Source organism: Microbacterium sp. Cr-K20, from assembly GCF_000708325.1.
Taxonomy (GTDB): Bacteria; Actinomycetota; Actinomycetes; order Actinomycetales; family Microbacteriaceae; genus Microbacterium.
Window position 1 is genome coordinate 24589 of record NZ_JARE01000053.1, and the last position, 16521, is coordinate 41109.

General features: G+C 69.6%; 17 protein-coding genes. 5 read left to right on the plus strand and 12 right to left on the minus strand.

All coding sequences use genetic code 11. The annotated features are described in order from the left end of the window. The first annotated feature begins 79 nt into the window (after positions 1–79). Positions 80–1000 carry a sugar kinase gene (locus GZ67_RS0113000; protein ID WP_029261832.1) on the plus strand — a complete coding sequence of 307 codons (921 nt, stop codon included), beginning with the start codon at positions 80–82 and terminating at the stop codon, positions 998–1000. A gap of 54 nt (positions 1001–1054) precedes the next feature. Here GZ67_RS0113000 and GZ67_RS0113010 read toward each other — a convergent pair whose 3' ends face one another. From GZ67_RS0113010 to GZ67_RS0113030, 5 genes are read right to left on the minus strand one after another with little or no spacing between them, the layout of a single operon-like run. Next, positions 1055–1924, minus strand: coding sequence for a MurR/RpiR family transcriptional regulator (locus GZ67_RS0113010; protein ID WP_029261831.1), 870 nt, complete (start codon positions 1922–1924; stop codon positions 1055–1057). A gap of 15 nt (positions 1925–1939) precedes the next feature. Then, positions 1940–3448: a glycoside hydrolase family 3 N-terminal domain-containing protein gene (locus GZ67_RS0113015; protein ID WP_029261830.1), complete on the minus strand. Its 1509-nt coding sequence runs from the start codon at positions 3446–3448 to the stop codon at positions 1940–1942. Then, the gene (locus tag GZ67_RS0113020; RefSeq protein WP_029261829.1) at positions 3445–4278 is read right to left on the minus strand and encodes a carbohydrate ABC transporter permease; all 834 of its coding nucleotides are present in this window, start codon (positions 4276–4278) and stop codon (positions 3445–3447) included. The genes GZ67_RS0113015 and GZ67_RS0113020 overlap by 4 nt, the downstream gene beginning before the upstream one ends. Next, positions 4275–5249, minus strand: a complete 975-nt coding sequence (locus tag GZ67_RS0113025; protein WP_029261828.1) for a carbohydrate ABC transporter permease — start codon at positions 5247–5249, stop codon at positions 4275–4277. The genes GZ67_RS0113020 and GZ67_RS0113025 overlap by 4 nt, the downstream gene beginning before the upstream one ends. A gap of 15 nt (positions 5250–5264) precedes the next feature. Continuing rightward, positions 5265–6551, minus strand: coding sequence for a sugar ABC transporter substrate-binding protein (locus tag GZ67_RS0113030; RefSeq protein ID WP_029261827.1), 1287 nt, complete (start codon positions 6549–6551; stop codon positions 5265–5267). Between the two features lie 206 nt (positions 6552–6757). On the opposite strand from GZ67_RS0113030, the gene GZ67_RS0113035 reads away from it, so the two are divergent. The 4 genes from GZ67_RS0113035 to GZ67_RS0113050 all read left to right on the plus strand — a co-directional run bounded on the left by GZ67_RS0113035 (position 6758) and on the right by GZ67_RS0113050 (position 10116). Then, positions 6758–8026 carry an LCP family protein gene (locus GZ67_RS0113035; RefSeq protein ID WP_029261826.1) on the plus strand — a complete coding sequence of 423 codons (1269 nt, stop codon included), beginning with the start codon at positions 6758–6760 and terminating at the stop codon, positions 8024–8026. 29 nt (positions 8027–8055) lie between these two features. Then, positions 8056–8916 carry a spermidine synthase gene (locus tag GZ67_RS0113040; RefSeq protein ID WP_029261825.1) on the plus strand — a complete coding sequence of 287 codons (861 nt, stop codon included), beginning with the start codon at positions 8056–8058 and terminating at the stop codon, positions 8914–8916. A gap of 136 nt (positions 8917–9052) precedes the next feature. Beyond that, positions 9053–9580 (plus strand): hypothetical protein, encoded by a 528-nt coding sequence (locus tag GZ67_RS0113045; RefSeq protein WP_029261824.1) that lies wholly within the window; start codon positions 9053–9055, stop codon positions 9578–9580. 47 nt (positions 9581–9627) lie between these two features. After that, positions 9628–10116 carry a SprT-like domain-containing protein gene (locus GZ67_RS0113050; protein WP_029261823.1) on the plus strand — a complete coding sequence of 163 codons (489 nt, stop codon included), beginning with the start codon at positions 9628–9630 and terminating at the stop codon, positions 10114–10116. A 14-nt stretch (positions 10117–10130) separates the two neighbouring features. On the opposite strand, the gene GZ67_RS0113055 is transcribed toward GZ67_RS0113050, so the two are convergent. From GZ67_RS0113055 to GZ67_RS0113085, 7 genes are all read right to left on the minus strand, one after another. Beyond that, complete coding sequence (locus GZ67_RS0113055; protein WP_051662528.1) at positions 10131–10553, minus strand: DUF3054 domain-containing protein; 423 nt, start codon at positions 10551–10553, stop codon at positions 10131–10133. A 131-nt stretch (positions 10554–10684) separates the two neighbouring features. Continuing rightward, positions 10685–11344 (minus strand): 2-phosphosulfolactate phosphatase, encoded by a 660-nt coding sequence (locus GZ67_RS0113060; protein ID WP_029261821.1) that lies wholly within the window; start codon positions 11342–11344, stop codon positions 10685–10687. A gap of 18 nt (positions 11345–11362) precedes the next feature. Next, the gene (locus GZ67_RS0113065; RefSeq protein ID WP_029261820.1) at positions 11363–12823 is read right to left on the minus strand and encodes an ABC transporter permease; all 1461 of its coding nucleotides are present in this window, start codon (positions 12821–12823) and stop codon (positions 11363–11365) included. Next, on the minus strand, positions 12820–13581 hold the full coding sequence (locus GZ67_RS0113070; RefSeq protein WP_029261819.1) for an ABC transporter ATP-binding protein: 762 nt from the start codon (positions 13579–13581) through the stop codon (positions 12820–12822). Before GZ67_RS0113070 ends, GZ67_RS0113065 begins: the two co-directional genes overlap by 4 nt. Positions 13582–13688: 107 nt before the next feature. After that, positions 13689–14324 carry a response regulator gene (locus GZ67_RS0113075; protein WP_029261818.1) on the minus strand — a complete coding sequence of 212 codons (636 nt, stop codon included), beginning with the start codon at positions 14322–14324 and terminating at the stop codon, positions 13689–13691. Then, positions 14321–15499: a sensor histidine kinase gene (locus GZ67_RS0113080; RefSeq protein WP_029261817.1), complete on the minus strand. Its 1179-nt coding sequence runs from the start codon at positions 15497–15499 to the stop codon at positions 14321–14323. The genes GZ67_RS0113075 and GZ67_RS0113080 overlap by 4 nt, the downstream gene beginning before the upstream one ends. Positions 15500–15585: 86 nt before the next feature. Then, on the minus strand, positions 15586–16521 hold a 936-nt coding region (locus tag GZ67_RS0113085; RefSeq protein WP_029273913.1), incomplete at its 5' end, for an Ig-like domain-containing protein.

The following is a 16521-nucleotide window of genomic DNA, read 5'->3' on the forward strand; positions in this document are numbered from 1 at the left end:
CAGATCGGCAGATGCCAAACGCATCCGCATTGCAATCCGGTATCGGCGGGCGCCCTGCCGATCGGGTAGTGTCCAGACCGTGTCCGACTCCACCCCGCTCGCCATCTGCTTCGGCGAGGGCATGGTCGCCCTCGTCGCCGCCACAGCCGGACCGCTGGAGGACTGCCGCACCTTTCACCGTTCCCTGGCCGGAGCGGAATGGAACACCGCCATCGCTCTGTCGTCGGCCGGCATCCGAACTGCTGTCCTCTCCCGGGTCGGCGACGACGGTTTCGGCCGGTTCCTCACCGCGGAGCTGCGCGCACACGGCGTCGACGACACGGCCGTGGAGATCGACGATCAGGCGCCGACCGGGCTCTATGTGAAGGAGCTCGTCGCCCGTGCGGACGGCGCGGTCGACGGGACGATGCACTACTACCGCGCGGGCTCCGCGGCCGCCGCGATGTCGCCCGAGACGCTGGCGGCGCCGGTGGCATCCGCCCTGCTCGCCGAAGCCGCGCTCGTGCACACCTCGGGGATCACGCCCGCCATCTCCGCATCCGCGCTCGCCGCCCAGGAGGCGCTGTACTCCGACCATCGTCCCGGCCGGCTCGTCAGCTTCGATCTGAACTGGCGCCCGGCGCTGTGGCGTGGCCGCGAGGCGGAGGGCAGGGAGATCGTGTCCGGCTTCGCCCGCCGCGCCGACATCGTGTTCTGCACGCGCCCCGATGCGGAAGCGGTGTTCGGGACCAGCGATCCTCAGGAACTGCGCGCGCAGTTCCCCCAGCCGCGCTACCTGGCGGTCACCGACACCAGCGGGGCCGTCGCCTTCGACGGCGAAGAGCGTGCCGAGAGCGACGCGCTCGATGCCCCGGTCGTGGAGACCATCGGCGCGGGAGACGCCTTCGCCGCGGGTTTCCTCGCCGGGGTGCTGACCGGGTTGTCGCTCACCGGGAGCGTCGCCCGCGGGCACCGCATCGCGACCCGCGCGCTCCTCAGCACCCGCGACCACGTCGACTGAGCCGTGCGCCGCGGGGCGGAGAACTCCTCCCGACACGGAGAGATGGGCGGGGAGTCAGGTGCGGCGGCGACGCGCGGGAACCGCGTCGTGGGTGCGCTGCAGAGAGACGGCCACCGGTTCGCCGCGGTGCTGCACGACGCGCACGAACAGCACGTCGACCAGAGCGAGCTGGGCGATGCGGCTCGACATCGCCGCCATCCGGAACGGCGACTCGTGCGCGTGCGTGAGCAGCACGACATCCGCTGCGAGGGCGAGGGTGGACTCCGCGACGCTGGTGACCGCGACAGCCAGCGCACCGGCATCTCGGGCGACCTCGAGCGCCCGCAGGGTCTCTGCGGTCTCCCCGCCGTGCGAGAACGCGATAGCGACGTCATCCGCCGTGCGCAGCGAAGCCGTCGTCACCGCGAGATGCGGGTCCGGCGAATGCGACACGGAGCACCCGATGCGCGACAGCTTCAGCAGCAGATCCTGCGCCGTCAGCGACGACGCCGCCTGTCCGAAGAGGTCGATGTGCCGGGCATCGACAACCGCACGGGCTACCCGGTCGAGGGCTGCGGCATCGAGGGCGAGGGCGGTCTTCTCGATCGCGTCGATCTCCTGCGCGGCGAGCTTCGCGGCGATGGCCGTCGGCCCGTCGTCCGGATCGATGGCCGTGGTGTCCAGACCGAACCGCGCCTGTTGCGCCTGGGCGAGCGTGATCGCGCGGGCGACCGCCACGCGCAGCTCCCGGTAACCGCTGTACCCCAGCGACTGGGAGAACCGGGCCACCGTCGACAGCGAGGTCCGACAGAGCTGGGCGAGGTCGTTGATGGCCAGGTCGACGACGAGCGTCGGGTCGCCGAGGATCGTCTCCGCGACCCGCGCCTCCGCGGCGCTCAGCTTCGAGAGCGAGCGCCGCACACGTGCCAGAACGTCATCGTCCATGGAGTGATCCTGTCCTCAGTCGGCGCTGGCCCTCTGCTTCACGGCGAAACGCCCCAGAAGCGCATCGCGCGCCATCTGCGCACCGAGCCTACTGGCCGCGGCGACCTCGACGGTCGGCAGCGGCAACGGGTTCGTCGTCGGTAGACCGACATTGACGACGACCGCTGCCGGATCCCGCACCGCCGCCCGTTCGACGAGAGCCCGCTGCGCGGCATCGGTATCCGGACGGTCGATCAGCAGCACCGTGGTTCCGGGCGCTGCGACGACCTCGTCCAGCACACGGTCCTGCTCGGCGAGCGGGGTGGATGCCACATCGAGGCGCACGCGCAGACCGTCGTCGGCGAGCGCGTTCGCGACATACGAGCCGGCGCTGTCGACCGCGAGCGTCGAGCGGCGACGGGCATCGATCACCGCGAGCTCGGATGCGGCAGCGGGGGTGTCACCGGTGACCATCAGCACGCGACGCACGACCTCCGCGGCATCGAAGTCGTCGGCGGTCTCCTGGTCGCGGTCGGCGGCCGCGCGGAGCTTGGCGGCGAGGGCGGCGACCCGACGGGCGGCCTCCTCGACGCGCTCACGCGAGAGCGAGCCGTCACGCAGTGCGGCGACGATCCCGTCACGGGCCGCACGGAAGTCCCGCTCGTCCTGGTCGGGAAGCGCGGCGTCGCCGGGGTTGGTCGGGTTTCCGATGCAGAGCAGGTCGGCACCGGCGGCGAGGGCCAGGGCTGCTCCCCCACCGAGTCCGACGGTCTCGCGGATGGCGGCCATGTCGAGCGCATCCGTGATGATGACGCCGTCATACCCCCAGTCGCGCAGCTTGCCGAGCACCCGGGGGTTGAGCGTGGCGGGCTGCTCGCCCCACGCCGGGACCACGATGTGCGCGGTCATCACGGCATCCACGCCCGCGTCGACGGCCGCGCGGAACGGTTCGAGGTGCACCCGCTCGAACTCCTCGAGATCGAGGGTGATCTCGGGGAGGGAGTGGTGCGAGTCCATGTGGGTGTCGCCGTGACCGGGGAAGTGCTTGACGCATGCGGCGACCGCCGCATCCTGGATGCCGTCGATCGTTGCGACCACGTGCCGTGAGACGAGCGCTTCGTCGTCTCCGAACGCCCGCACGCCGATGACCGGGTTGCGGGGGTCGGTGTTGACGTCGGCGACCGGGCCGAGCACCACGTTGGCGCCGACCGCGCGCACGCGCCGAGCCAGCTCTGCGCCGGTCTTCTCCGAGGCCACCAGGTCGTCGAGCAGACCGAGCTGGGCTGCTCCGGGAACCGTCGAGCCGGTGGCCGACTCGAGCCGGGTGACGCTGCCGCCCTCTTCGTCGATGCCGATCAGGGCGTCGGGGTTCGCGTCGAGGATCGCCGCGCTGAGCGCCGGGAGTCCTTCGCCCACGTTCTGACCGAAGTACACGACCCCGGCCAGGCCGTGACGCAGTTCGGCGCGCAGCCACTCCGGCGCCTCGGTGCCGAAGAACCCCGGCCACAGCACCCCGTTCGCGAGGCGCGCGAGCTCGTCGGTCATCCCTTCACGGCTCCCGCGACCATGCCGGAGGCGAGCTTGCGCTGCACCAGCACGAAGAAGATCATGACCGGGACGGTGATGATGGTCGACGCGGCCATGATGCTGCCCCAGTCGTTGGAGTGCAGGCCGAAGAACGACTTGAGGCCGATCGAGACCGTGTACTGGTCGGTCTGGGCACCGAGGATCGTCATCGCGAAGATGAACTCGTTCCACGCCGTGATGAAGCTGAAGATGCTCGTCGCGACGAGGCCGGGCATGACGAGCGGCAGCAGCACCGAGCGGAACATCCGCCACCAGCTGGCACCGTCGATGTAGGCGGCCTCCTCGAGCTCGACCGGAACGGCGGCGACGAAGCCGCGCAGCATCCAGATGCCGAAGGCGAGCGACAGGGCGACGTAGACGACCATGAGGCCCAGGATGCTGTTGAGCAGGCCGAGGCTCTTGACCTGGAGGAATAGTGGGATGACGAGTGCCTCGAGCGGCACCATCTGCACCACGAGGATCATCATCAGGATCATCGTGCGGAACTTGAACTTGAACCGCGCGACAGCGACGGCAGCGAGCAGGCACACGAGGGCGCTGACGAGGACCGTCACGAGGGCGACGATGGCCGAGTTGCGCAGGTACGTGCCGAAGCCGCCGTCGGTGAGGACGAACGCGAAGTTGTCCCACGTGAACTCCTGCGGGATCAGCGACTGCCCACCGCTGGAGGCCTTGCCGTCGAACGCGCTGGAGACCATCCAGTACACGGGGAACAACGTGAAGATCAGGACCGCGGCGACCGCGATGCCGAGTCCGATCCGGGAGCGGAGCCGGGGGCGCGGGTTCACAGCTCGTCCTCCTTCATGAGGGAGCGGATGTAGACGATGGTGATGCCGATCAGGACGAGCGTGAGCAGCACGGCGAGCGCTGCACCGAAGCCGTAGCGGTTCTGGCCGAACGACTCCACGTACGACCAGACGCCGAGGTTCAGCACCTGGCGGTTTCCGCCACCGCCGCCGGGCATCAGGTACACCTGCGCGAAGACCTTGAAGTCCCAGATGGTCGAGAGGATGATCACGACCGAGAACACCGGGCGGAGCGTCGGGAAGATGATCTTCCAGAAACGACGCCAGGCGCCGGCGCCGTCGAGAGCCGCCGCCTCGAGCATCTCCTTCGAGACGCCGAGGAGTCCGGCGAGCACGGTGATCGCCACGAACGGGAAGCCGTGGTGCACGACGTTCAGGAGCACGATCGCGTAGAAGGACCACTGGTTCGTGAACCAGTTGACCGGATCGTCCATGAGCCCGAGGTCGGTGAGGACCTGGTTGAAGATGCCGCGGTCGGCATCGAAGATGAAGGTCCAGACGTACGTACCGGTCACGGCGGGCATCGCCCACGCGACCATGATGCAGCTGGAGACGATGACGCGCCACGTGGTGCCGAGCCGCGCGAGCAGCAGGGCCACGAGCGTGCCGACTGCCACGGTGACGAAGACCGCCACAGCGGCGAAGCCGACGGTGTTGGGCAGCACCACCGTCCAGAGAGTCGGGTTGGTGAGCGCCTCGACGTAGTTGTCGAGACCGATCCAGTTGTTCTCCCCGGTGTTGATCTCGCGCAGGCCGTAGTCCTGCAGCGAGTAGATGAACACCTGGATGAGAGGCCAGAGCATGAGCACCGCGAGGATGACCAGCCCGGGCGCGAGAAGAAGCCAGGGGCGGGCCGCGACGATCGAGAGACCGCGTCGCTTCCGGCCGCCGGCCACGGAGGCGGAGGTGGACTCCGCCTTCGTGGCCGGCAGTGGCGCTTGCACCATCGACATGGAAGGGATGCTTCCTTACTGGTTGAGCAGTTCGGTCATCTCGGCGGAAGCGTCCTTCGTCGCGGTCGCGACGTCCTTCTGTCCGCTGAGGATGGCCTGGATCATGGAGTTGGTCGTCTTCTTCGCCTGGACGGCGCCGAAGTTCGGGGTGACCGGGACGGATGCTCCGCCGTCGACCATCTGCTCGGCGAACGGTGCGACCAGCGGGTCGGTCGAGGCGAGGGCCTCTTCCATCGCGGACTGCACGCCCGGGAAGTAGCCGGTCTCGTCCGACCACTGCTCGGCGAACTCGCCGGTCGTGACGAGCTTCACGAACTCCCACGCCAGGTCGGCGTTCTTCGTCGTGTTGAAGATCGAGAGGTGCGATCCACCGAGCACCGACGGGGCGATGCCGCCGTCCTTCCCGGGGATGACCGCGGCGCCGATCTTGCCCTCGAGGTCGGGGTTCGCCTCGATGAGCGAGTTCGGCGTCCACGAGCCCGAGAGCATCATGGCGACGTTGCCCTGCGTGAACGCGTCACGGAGGTCGGTCTCCTTCCAGGTGGTGGCACCTGCGGAAGAGAAGCCGTGCTCGGTGGCGAGGCCCGTGTAGAACTCGATGCCGGCCTGCGATTCGGCGCTGTCGAGCTCGCTGGTCCAGGTGTCGCCGTCCTTCGTGGCGATCTCGCCGTCGGCGCCCCAGACCCAGGGGTAGACCTGGAACTCGGCGTCGCCCGGAACCGGGAACGGCAGCATGTCGGGCTTTGCGGCCTTGATGGCGTCACCCGCGGCGACGATGTCGTCCCACGTCTTCGGAGCCTCGAGACCGAGCTCCTCGAACACGTCGGCGCGGTACATGAGCGAGCGGACACCGGCGTACCACGGCATGCCGTAAAGCTCGTCTTCGTAGGTGCCGGCGACCTCGAGGCCCTCGACCAGGTCGTCGCGCAGGCCCTTCTCGCCGTCGACGTACTCGTCGATCGGGAGGAGCGCGCCCGCGTCGGCGAACTCGGCGGTCCAGGTGGTGCCGGTCTCGGCGATGTCAGGAGTCGTGCCTCCGGCGATCGAGGTCACGAAACGGTCGTGCGCGTCTGCCCACTGGATCTCGTCGATCTTGACGGTGGCGCCGGTCTCCTTCTCGAAGGCTTCGGCGACGTCGTCGTAGAAGGCCGACGCGTCCGGGTTGGTGCCCTTCATGATCCAGACGGTGAGCTCTTTGCCCTCGCCGTCGGTGGAGCCGGTGTCACCGCCGCCGGCGCAGCCGGCGAGGGCGAGCGTGGCCACGGCGCCGAGCGCCACGGCCGGAAGAATGCGCTTGTGCATGCGGGGATCTCCTCTTTGAAAAGTCCAGGCGAATATCGGGTATTCGCCGGGGGTTAGGAAAAAGTATCCACGACTAACTAATTACCTGCAAGTTCCTCTCACAATCGTCATGCGGCCGTAACATCCCCGCCACTGCGGCCTCTCCCAGGTATTGCCCAGGCTCGGCCTGCGCGGCGCCCGCAGGGTCCGCCGGTAGGCTCGCGGGCATGCGCCGCCACGACGAAGCCGACCGCTCCACGGTCGCGCGCCATGCGACTCTTCCCACTCCCGGGCCCGCCAAAGGCCTCCTGAAGATCGCCGGGATCACGCTGGCCGTCATCCTCGTCTCCGCGATCGCTGTCGCCGCGTTCATCGTGACGGACTACTTCAATCGCTTCAGCGACGGTGCCGTCACTCTCGAAGACGCCCCCGAGGTGGAGCCTCCCCAGATCGGCGCCTTCCCCGGCGAGTTCAGCATGCTCATCATCGGCACCGATGAATGCGGCGAGGTTTCGACCGGGCTTCTCGGAGAGCGCTGCTCAGAGGCCGACGGCGGCATCCTCAATGACGTGAATCTGCTCGTGCACGTCTCGGCCGAGCCCCGCAACGTCACGGTGGTCTCCCTCCCCCGCGACTTGATGATCGAGACCCCGGAGTGCACGCTCCCGGACGGATCGGTCGCCTCGGCCACGAGCAAGACGCAGATCAACTCGATCTTCCAACGAGCCGGGCTCTCCTGCGTCGCGAAGACGGTCACCCAGCTCACGGGCATCGAGATCCCGTTCGCCGCGAAGATCGCCTTCGACGGAGTGATGGAGGTCACCGACGCGATCGGCGGTGTGGAGGTATGCATCGGTGGAGAAGGCATCCGCGACCGGCACACGGCTCTCGACTGGGAGCCGGGGCCGCGCACCGTCTCGGGTTACGAGGCGCTCCAGTTCATCCGCACCCGGCACGGTGTCGGCGATGAGAGCGACATGGCCCGCGTCTCGAACCAGCAGCAGTACATGTCGCGCCTGGTGAAGAAGATCATGAGCGACGAGGTGCTCAGCGATCCGGGCAAGGTGCTGGGACTCGCCGACACCGTCGTCGACAACATCGACCCGAGCGACGAGCTGGCCAATCCCGTCCGGCTCGCACAGCTCGCGCTCTCGATCAAGGACGTGCCCTTCTCGGACTTCGTCTTCCTGCAGTACCCGGTGTTCGGTGACCCCGACGACTCCGACCGGGTCGTCCCGAACTACGACGCCGCAGCCACCATCTGGGACGCGCTGAAAGCGGGCCAGCCCGTGCAGCTCACCGGCGGCGTCAGCAACAACGGGGGCGTCGAACTCGTCGAGCCCGCACCGGGCACCGACCCCGAGGCCCCGGAGACGACCCCTCCGGCCACGGGCGCCCCGGCGACCGAGACTCCCGCACCGCGCGCGACGCTCGACCCGGCCATCTCCGGTCAGACGGTCGAGCAGGAGACCTGCGCCAACGGCAAGCTGCGCTGACGCATTCCCTTGACGCGTAGGCTCGGGCCATGGGCCGGAACCGATCGCGCGACGTCGAGCACCCGCAGGTCCGCCTGGACCACGGGGGCATCGCCAGCATCGTGCCGTCGGAGTTCACCAGCGGGTTCGAGCTCATCGTCGACGACACCCCGCAGTCGCACGTCGACCTCGATGACCCCACGCACCTGCATTTCGAGTACATCGTGCGCATGGGCGCGGTGATCGATCAGCTCGCGCCCGGGCCTCTCACCGCCGTGCACCTCGGCGCCGGCGCGCTCACGATCCCCCGCTACATCGACGCCACCCGCCCCGGCTCCCGCCAGCAGGTCATCGAGCTCGAAGCGCCGCTCGCCCAGCTGGTCCGCGAACATCTGCCGCTGCCGAAGGGCGCCGCCATCCGCATCCGCATCGGTGATGCACGGGAGGGAGTGGGCCGGCTTCCGGGCGCCCTGCAGGCGAGCTGCGACCTCGTGGTCTCGGATGTGTACTCCGGAGCGCAGACTCCCGCCCACCTCACGAGCGTCGAGTTCTACCGCGAGCTCACCGGGCTGCTCGCGCCCGGCGGCGTGCTGCTCGTCAACGTCGCGGACGGCCCGGGCCTCGCGTTCGCCCGCCGCCAGGCTGCGACGATCGCCGAAGTCCTGCCCGAGATCGGCATCCTCGCCGACACGCAGGTGCTCAAGGGACGTCGGTTCGGAAACCTCGTGATCGCGGCATCCGCCTCTCCCCTGCCGACGGAGTGGCTGCCGCGGATGCTGGCGGCCGGCCCGCACCCGGCGAAGATCGCGCAGGGAGCCGAGGCCGAGGCCTTCCTGCAGGGGGCGCGGGTCGTCACGGATGCCGATGCCGTCGCGTCGCCTCGCCCCGACGCCTCGCTCTTCCTCCGCTGACCTCGACCGGATCGATCGGGTGTGCCCCGGCCGTGCCGCGGTATGTCACGGGTCGGATGCGCCGACCAGGGCGCGCCGCCCCGACGAGCGCTCGACCGGAAGGCAGACTGGACGGGGACGCTGCGGAAGGAGAGCAATGAGTTTCATCCGGGGATACGACCAGGAGACGCTCCGCGAAAAGGTCGATCTCGACGAGTGCGCGACGCGCCTTGCCGAGATCGAGTCGCAGCGCAGCCTGCCCGCACTGCTCGAGCGCGTGTGGCTGCTGAAGGTGCTCGACCGTCTGGACGAGGCGCTCGTGCTGGCCGACGAGACCGTGCGCCAGGCGCGCATGGCCGGCACCCGCAAGGACGTCCTGCGCGCTCGAGTGCTGCACGCCACGATCCTGCAGTATCGGGGGGCACACGCCGCTGCCGAGCAAGAGCTGGCGACCTGCGCGACCGAGGCCGAAGGCCAGCGCTGGCTGTCGATCGCGGCATTCGCGTACCAGCACCACGGCAAGAACGCTTATGAGGCCGGCGACTACGAGACGGCGCGCGAGAGCTTCAAGCAGTCGCTGTTCCTGCGACGCGAGTCCGGCGCAGAGGACCGCGAACTCGAGACCGTGCTGCTCGCGATCGAGGCCGCCGAGCGCCGCCGCCCCTCGCAGCTCGTCGCGGGCTGAGCATGCCCTGCGACCACGATGTCGGTCGCAGGGCATAATCTGGGCGCATGGCGGAACTCGACCGTGTGCGCGTCTGGGGCGAAGCACTGATCACGCTGCATCTCGACGACAGCTGGACCTTCGGCTTCGACCATGCCAAGCGCCGGGCCGGGCAATGCGACTACACGAAGAAGCGCATCACGGTCTCGCGCTATCTCGCCGCCCGCTTCGAAGACGACGAGATCCACCAGGTGCTGCTGCATGAGGTCGCGCATGCACTCGCCGGACATGCGGCTGCACACGGACCGGCATGGAAACGCGTGGCGGAAGAACTCGGCTACGTCGGCGGAACGACCCATCACGGGGAGACCGCTGTCGAGCTCGCGCCGTGGGTGGGAAGCTGCCCTGCCGGCCACGTGACCTACCGGCATCGGCGGCCGACGAGGGCGACCTCGTGCGCACGCTGCTCACGCACGTTCGACGCCAGGCACGTCTTCGCGTGGACCCGCCGCGAGATCCCGTCCGACGTGCGTCTCGCCGCTCAGATGCCGCGCTGACCGCCGCTCAGCGCTTAGCGCGGCAGACCGTCGGGGTGCTCGTCCTCGAGAACGACGGCGTCTTCCTGCGCCTCCCCGGCAGCACGGCGTCGACGCAGCAGGGCGGTGATCGCCCGCCAGCCGACGAGGAACACCCCGAGCACGATCGTGGCCACGATGATGAACGGCACCTCGGCGGTGTCACCGCTGAGCACGCGGATGAGCATGCCGCCGGCGACCGTCACGACCCAGACCACCGTGCCCCACAGCACCGACCACGGCCGACGCGGCCTGCCGGGGAGCAGTGCCGCGAGCACATGACCGACCGCGAGAGCGATCAGGAACGGCCAGGCGGTCAGCAGGAACCCCGCCGGATTCTCATCGTGCGAGGCACGACCGATCGCGGCGAAGACGAGCACGAGCACGATGTCGACGATGACGGCGGGGAGGTACCTCATGCCACGACCCTACGTCGCGCCGGCCGAACCATCGTCTCCCGCGCGGCGTCGGGCGGAGATCTCCGCGTGGGGAGGAGAGTGCGACGACGAGCATCCGCCCGACGGGGAGACGTCCGCCCGAGCGGCGCGGCTCACTCGAACCGGGCGAACGATCCCTCGCGCAAGACGGGGACGACGTCGACCGCGTCGAGCACGGCGGCATCGGTCGTCGATGTCGGCGTCAGGCCGGATGCGTCGATACGAGCGGTGGAGGCCACACCATCGGCGAGCTCGCGCCCCGACCCGCTCGCGCCGATCATGTGCCGCAGCGCACCGCGGAGCGCGCGGAAGCCCTCGGCGGCGACCGCCGCATCCGGCGACGTGTGATCGATGCCCCGATCCGAGAGCGCCAGGATGACGGCGCCCGCGCCGAGCTGATCCTCGACCGCGAACCGCAGCACACCCCCGGCATCGACCTCTCCTGCGGCGATGACCGCCACCGAGGTGCGTGCCTGTCGACGCTCCTGCACGGTCTGCACTGCGCGGGCGACAGCAGTGGCGTTGCGGATGCCGCCGACGAGGACGATCGCATCCGGGGAGGCCGCGGCGGCGACGGCGGCGCCATTCCGCGACCATCCCTCGGCCTCGGCCAGAACCACCTCGGTGTCGGCGACTGCGGCATCGATCACGGTGGACGAGAATCGCAGGACATCCACGACCACGACGATGTCGGCGGGTGCGAGACGGGCGAGACCCGCCGTGCCCCAGTCGAGACGGACCTGATACGTGGACTGATCGAACGGCGACGGCATCCGACAAGCCTAGAGCCGTCAGTCGGCCGCGAGTGCTTCGACCGGCGCCACCCGAGTGGCCAGTCGCGTGGGTGTGGCAGCAGCGACCAGCGTGAGCACCGCCGTGGCGACGACGATGATGGCGACGGGGATCCACGGGATCTGCGGGGCCACGAGCCCGGCTGGAGTGAACTCCGGCAGGGTCGGAACCGAGCCGAGCAGCGACTGTGCCGCGATCCACCCATACGTGACGCCCAGCACGAGACCGGTCAGCGTCGCGGCCACCGTGATGTGCGTGGCCTCGAGCAGCACCATGCGACGCACCTGACGGTTCGACAGCCCGATCGAGCGCAGCAGTCCGAGCTCGCGGCGACGCTGCACCACGCCGATCGTGAGCAGGTTGACGAGGCCGACGGCCGCGATGACCGCGGAGACGGCGACCAGTACCATCATGATCGCGGCGAACGCGTCGAACGGGGCGAAGAACTCCTCGGGGATCTCGCCGGTCACCTGACTCATCATCAGACGTTTCGCGGACTCGAGCGCGACCGCGAACATCGTCACCAGCGTCACGCCCATCACCACGCCGATCGCCATGCGGGACGACCGCTCCGGATAGCGCAGCGCGTTCTCGGCGGCGAGGCGCGCGGTCGCGCTCGAGCCGAACATCCGGCCCACCAGGCGCAGCACCGGCGGCATGAACAGCACGGATCCGAGAGCGAGCCCGGTGAAGGACAGCACACCGCCGAAGAAGGCGATGACGACGCCGAGCGGAGTCAGAAGTCCGACGACCACGCCCGCGGCGAGGAGCACGGCTCCGGTGATCAGCAGGATCCAGGCGCCGACGTGCCGTCCGGCCTTGCCCGATACCTCGTCGTGGGTCCGCTCGACGGAGCCGCCCAGTGCCTGCAGCGGGGTCACCGAGAGCACCCGCCGGGAACCGGCCCAGGCGGCTGCCCAAGTCGTGAGTGCGACACCGATCGCGGGCAGGGCGACGAACGGCTGTGCGAGCGAGAAGGACGCCGGGGTGTTCTCGATCAGCTGCGTCCCGACCTGCACACCGATCACCGCCAGCACGAGCCCGGCGAGCAGGCCGATCACGGCGCCGAGGACACCGACGACGAGACCCTGTCGTCCGACCTGAGCCCGCTGCGAGCGCGCGGTCGCCCCGATCAGACGCATGAGCGCGATCTGCCGCGTGCGTCCGGCGATGATCGTGGAGAAGGTGTTCGCCGTGACGATCGCGGCCACGTACATCGCGACCACGGTGAGCAGCACCGACAGCAGCGCGACCACGAACGCGAGCGTCTCACTGTCTCCGATGAACGGGTCTGCCTGCAGGACAGCGCCGATGTATGCCGTGATCTCTACGAGGAGCACACCGAACGCGGCCGAGAGCGCGGCGACGAGGATGCTGGCGCCCATGCCCCGGTCGCGCAGCCAGGCCAGTCGAGGACCTGTCGCCCGCGTCTCGGGGACGACCGTGGCGACGGCGGTCATGCCGCCACCTCGGCAGCGAGCATGTAGGCGGAGATCTCCTCCGCGGTCTGGCGCGGGTGGTCGGCGACGATCCGGCCGTCGCCGAGGTAGAGCACGCGGTCGGCATGGCTCGCCGCGATCGCGTCGTGCGTCACCATCGCGATGGACTGCCCGTGCTCGCGGCTCGCGGTGGCGAGCAGACGCAGCACCTCGCGCCCGGTCTTGGAGTCGAGGTTGCCGGTGGGCTCATCCGCGAACACCAGGTCGGGGGCGGTGGCGAGGGCGCGGGCGATGGCCACACGCTGCTGCTGTCCGCCCGACAGCTGATGCGGGCGGTGGTTGAGGCGCGAGCCGAGTCCGAGCGTCTCGATCAGTCCGTCGATGCGCGCCCGCTCGATCGCGCTCGGCCGACGGCCGTCGAGCTCGAACGGGAGCATGATGTTCCCCAACGCGTCGAGAGTGGGCACCAGGTTGAACGCCTGGAAGATGAAACCGACGCGGCGGCGGCGCAGGATCGTCAGGTCGATGTCACCGAGGCCGGTGATCTCGGTGTCCCCGATCCACGCGCGCCCCTCCGTCGGGCTGTCGAGCCCCGCCATGATGTGCATCAGCGTGGACTTGCCGGAACCGGAGGGGCCCATGATCGCGGTGAACTGTCCGCGACGGATGCCGACGCTGACGTCATCGAGCGCACGGACGGTGCCTTCGCCCGAGCCGTAGGTCTTCTTCAGGTGCTGGACGCGGGCGGCGAGCCCCAGGTCGGTGGTCGTGATCTCCATGCCTTCGACGCTATTTCCGCAGCCCCGCGCCGGTCATCGCCCGGCCGGAGCATCCGCGTACATCGCAGGGATGATCCGCACTCGGCCCTTCCCCGGTCGATCGGCGGTCAGGCGAGGCCGTGCTCGAAGGCGAATACCACCAGCTGCACCCGGTCGCGAAGCGCGAGCTTCGTGAGGATCCGGCTGATGTGCGTCTTCACGGTCGCCTCACTCAGGTATTCCCGGCCCGCGATCTCGGCATTCGACAGGCCACGAGCCGCGAGCGCGAAGATCTCCTTCTCCCGGTCGGTGAGCGTGGTGTACTGCGGCGGGACGGGTTTGGGTGCCTCGGCGAAGTGCGCGAACAGGTCGCGCGTCGCCGAGGCGGCGATCACGCTCGACCCGGAATGCACGGTACGGATCGCGGCGAGCAGGAACTCCGGATCGGCGTCCTTGAGGAGGAAGCCACTGGCGCCCTGCCGGATCGCCCGAGCGGCAGCCTCATCGAGGTCGAACGTCGTGAGCATCACGATGCGCGGCGGCTCCGGCCGGGTGAGGATCTCGGCGGTCGCCGTGAGACCGTCCATGACCGGCATCCGGATGTCCATCAGCACCACGTCGGGCCGCGTGGCACGGACGACTTCGAGCGCTTCCTGTCCGTTGCCGGCTTCCCCGACGACTTCCAGGTCGGGTTGTGAGGCGACGAGCATGCGGATGCCGGCGCGGAACAGCGCCTGGTCGTCGACGAGCACGACTCTGATCATTCGGATGCTCCGATCGGAAGCGAGGCGTGGACGACGAACTGAGCCCCTCGGAGCTCGGCTTGCAGACTACCGCCGACGAGCTGTGCCCGCTCGCGCATGCCGATGACCCCGTGCCCACCGGGTGCGACCGTCGTCTCCCGTTGCACCGTGTTCCGCACGTCGATGTCGACCCGATCGGGAAACCAGGCCAGGTGCACGTCGACGGCGCCGTCGCCATGGCGGATCGCATTCGTCAGCGCCTCCTGGAGGATGCGGTAGACGGCGAGCTGGATCGCCCCCGGTGGTTCCCCCGGAGGCATCGGGTCGACGGTGACCCGCGGCTCGATCCCTGCCTGCCGCACCTGCGCGAACAGGGCTTCGAGGTCGGCGAGCGTGGGCTGCGGGCCGTCGCCCTGCCGGTGCCGGAGCTGGGTCAGCAGCATGCGCACGTCGCTCAACGCGCCGCGCGCTGTCTGCGCGATCGTTCCGAGCGCCTCGGTCGCCATCTCTGGTTTCGCCGCAGCCGCGTATCGCGCGCCGTCAGCCTGCGCGATGACGACGGCCAGGGAGTGCGCCACGATGTCGTGCATGTCGCGGGCGATGCGCACGCGCTCCTGCTCCTCGACGGCGAGCGACTCGGCCTGCAGCTGGGCGGCTCGGGTGCTGCGCGCGCGCAGCACGACCCGCCACAGCAGTCCGCAGACCCACGCGAACCCGAGCGCCATGACGGAGACGATGAGGAGGAGCGTGCCCGTCGTCACCTGCTCCCATCCGGTGCCGACGCCGAAGGCGACGCCATTGACGACCACCATGTAGAGGGCGGCGACGAGCCCACCGGCGAGCGCGGAGGCGAAGCCCCACCAGAGCACCCGCCGCGTGCCCCACGCGGCCGTGGCGTAGAGGATGAGCAGGATGGCGAAGTCGATCGGCAGCGGGCCGAACCCGGCGATCATCTGCAGGATCGCGCCGGCCCACGCGGCGGCCAGCGCCCAGCCCGGCGCGAGGCGGCCGATCGCCACGCCGCCGAACATCAGCACGGCAGCGAAGACCACCGCCACGACCGATATGCCTCCGATCGCCGCGTTCCCGGTGCCCGGCCCGTAGAACACGAGCGACGTCGGCATCAGGACGAGGAAGAGCAGCGTCGCCCCGACGATGTCGAGCGCGAGCGCCGTGCGGGAGAGTGGCCGGATCACTCCCCCACGCTACGCGAGCTCACCGCACGGACACATCCGTCCGTGGATGTATCCGTGCGGTGTCGTACGCGGGCGAGGATCTCCCGTCAAGCGGTCGAGGAATCGGATTCCACGGGCGCCCATCGCCTCGAGCGCAGGAGCGCCGCCCCGCCCATCAAGAGCAGAAGGGCTCCCAGGGCGAGAGCCGCAGAGCTGTCGGCACCGGTGGTTCCCAGCGTGCCGCCGCCCCCGCCGGACGGCTGCGGGACGTACGGCGTCACGGGAGCGATCGTGGGCGTCGAGACGTTGCCTGCCGCATCGATGACCGTGATGGTGACCTCCTGCGGGTCGGCAGGACCGGACGACGTGCAGCTCCACTCCGGCATGACCACAGCGGTGCGGCACAGTTCTGTGCCGTCCGGCGCAGTGACGACCACGGTCGTCCCCGGCTCGCCGGTGCCCGAACAGGTGATCGTGAGATCCGGGTTCTGGACGCAGACCGGGTTCAGGACCGGAGCGGGCGGCACCGTGTCGACGACCACGTCGATGGGGTCGCCCGCGGTCGTGTTCCCGGCGGGGTCGGTCGCGGTCGGCGTGATCGTGTTCGCGCCTTCCGGGAGCGGATCGGTCGGGGTGCAGGACCACGCGCCGTCGACGACGGTGGTCGTGCAGAGCACGGTACCGTCATCGTCGGTCAGCGTGATCGTGTCACCATCATCACCGGTGCCCGTGAAGGTGGGCGTGGCATCCGTCACCGCAGCACCGTCAGCCGGGCCCGTGATCACCGGGGCCGTGGGGGCGACCGCGTCCACGGTCACGTCGATCGGGTCGCCCGCCGTCGTGTTCCCGGCAGGGTCGGTCGCGGTCGGGGTGATCGTGTTCGCGCCTTCCGGGAGCGGATCGGTCGGCGTGCAGGACCACGCGCCGTCGACGACGGTGGTCGTGCAGAGCACGGTACCGTCGCCATCGGTCACCGTGATCGTGTCGCCATCGTCACCGGCTCCGGTGAACGTCGGCGTCGCATCCGTCACCACAGCACCATC

Coding starts and splice junctions, on each gene's coding strand:
- GZ67_RS0113010 (WP_029261831.1), bottom strand. CDS start 1,924: ATGGACGATGACGTTCTGGCACGTGTGCGGCGCTCGCTCTCGAAGCTG.
- GZ67_RS0113015 (WP_029261830.1), bottom strand. CDS start 3,448: ATGACCGACGAGCTCGCGCGCCTCGCGAACGGGGTGCTGTGGCCGGGG.
- GZ67_RS0113025 (WP_029261828.1), bottom strand. CDS start 5,249: ATGTCGATGGTGCAAGCGCCACTGCCGGCCACGAAGGCGGAGTCCACC.
- GZ67_RS0113030 (WP_029261827.1), bottom strand. CDS start 6,551: ATGCACAAGCGCATTCTTCCGGCCGTGGCGCTCGGCGCCGTGGCCACG.
- GZ67_RS0113035 (WP_029261826.1), top strand. CDS start 6,758: ATGCGCCGCCACGACGAAGCCGACCGCTCCACGGTCGCGCGCCATGCG.
- GZ67_RS0113040 (WP_029261825.1), top strand. CDS start 8,056: ATGGGCCGGAACCGATCGCGCGACGTCGAGCACCCGCAGGTCCGCCTG.
- GZ67_RS0113045 (WP_029261824.1), top strand. CDS start 9,053: ATGAGTTTCATCCGGGGATACGACCAGGAGACGCTCCGCGAAAAGGTC.
- GZ67_RS0113050 (WP_029261823.1), top strand. CDS start 9,628: ATGGCGGAACTCGACCGTGTGCGCGTCTGGGGCGAAGCACTGATCACG.
- GZ67_RS0113055 (WP_051662528.1), bottom strand. CDS start 10,553: ATGAGGTACCTCCCCGCCGTCATCGTCGACATCGTGCTCGTGCTCGTC.
- GZ67_RS0113060 (WP_029261821.1), bottom strand. CDS start 11,344: ATGCCGTCGCCGTTCGATCAGTCCACGTATCAGGTCCGTCTCGACTGG.
- GZ67_RS0113065 (WP_029261820.1), bottom strand. CDS start 12,823: ATGACCGCCGTCGCCACGGTCGTCCCCGAGACGCGGGCGACAGGTCCT.
- GZ67_RS0113070 (WP_029261819.1), bottom strand. CDS start 13,581: ATGGAGATCACGACCACCGACCTGGGGCTCGCCGCCCGCGTCCAGCAC.
- GZ67_RS0113075 (WP_029261818.1), bottom strand. CDS start 14,324: ATGATCAGAGTCGTGCTCGTCGACGACCAGGCGCTGTTCCGCGCCGGC.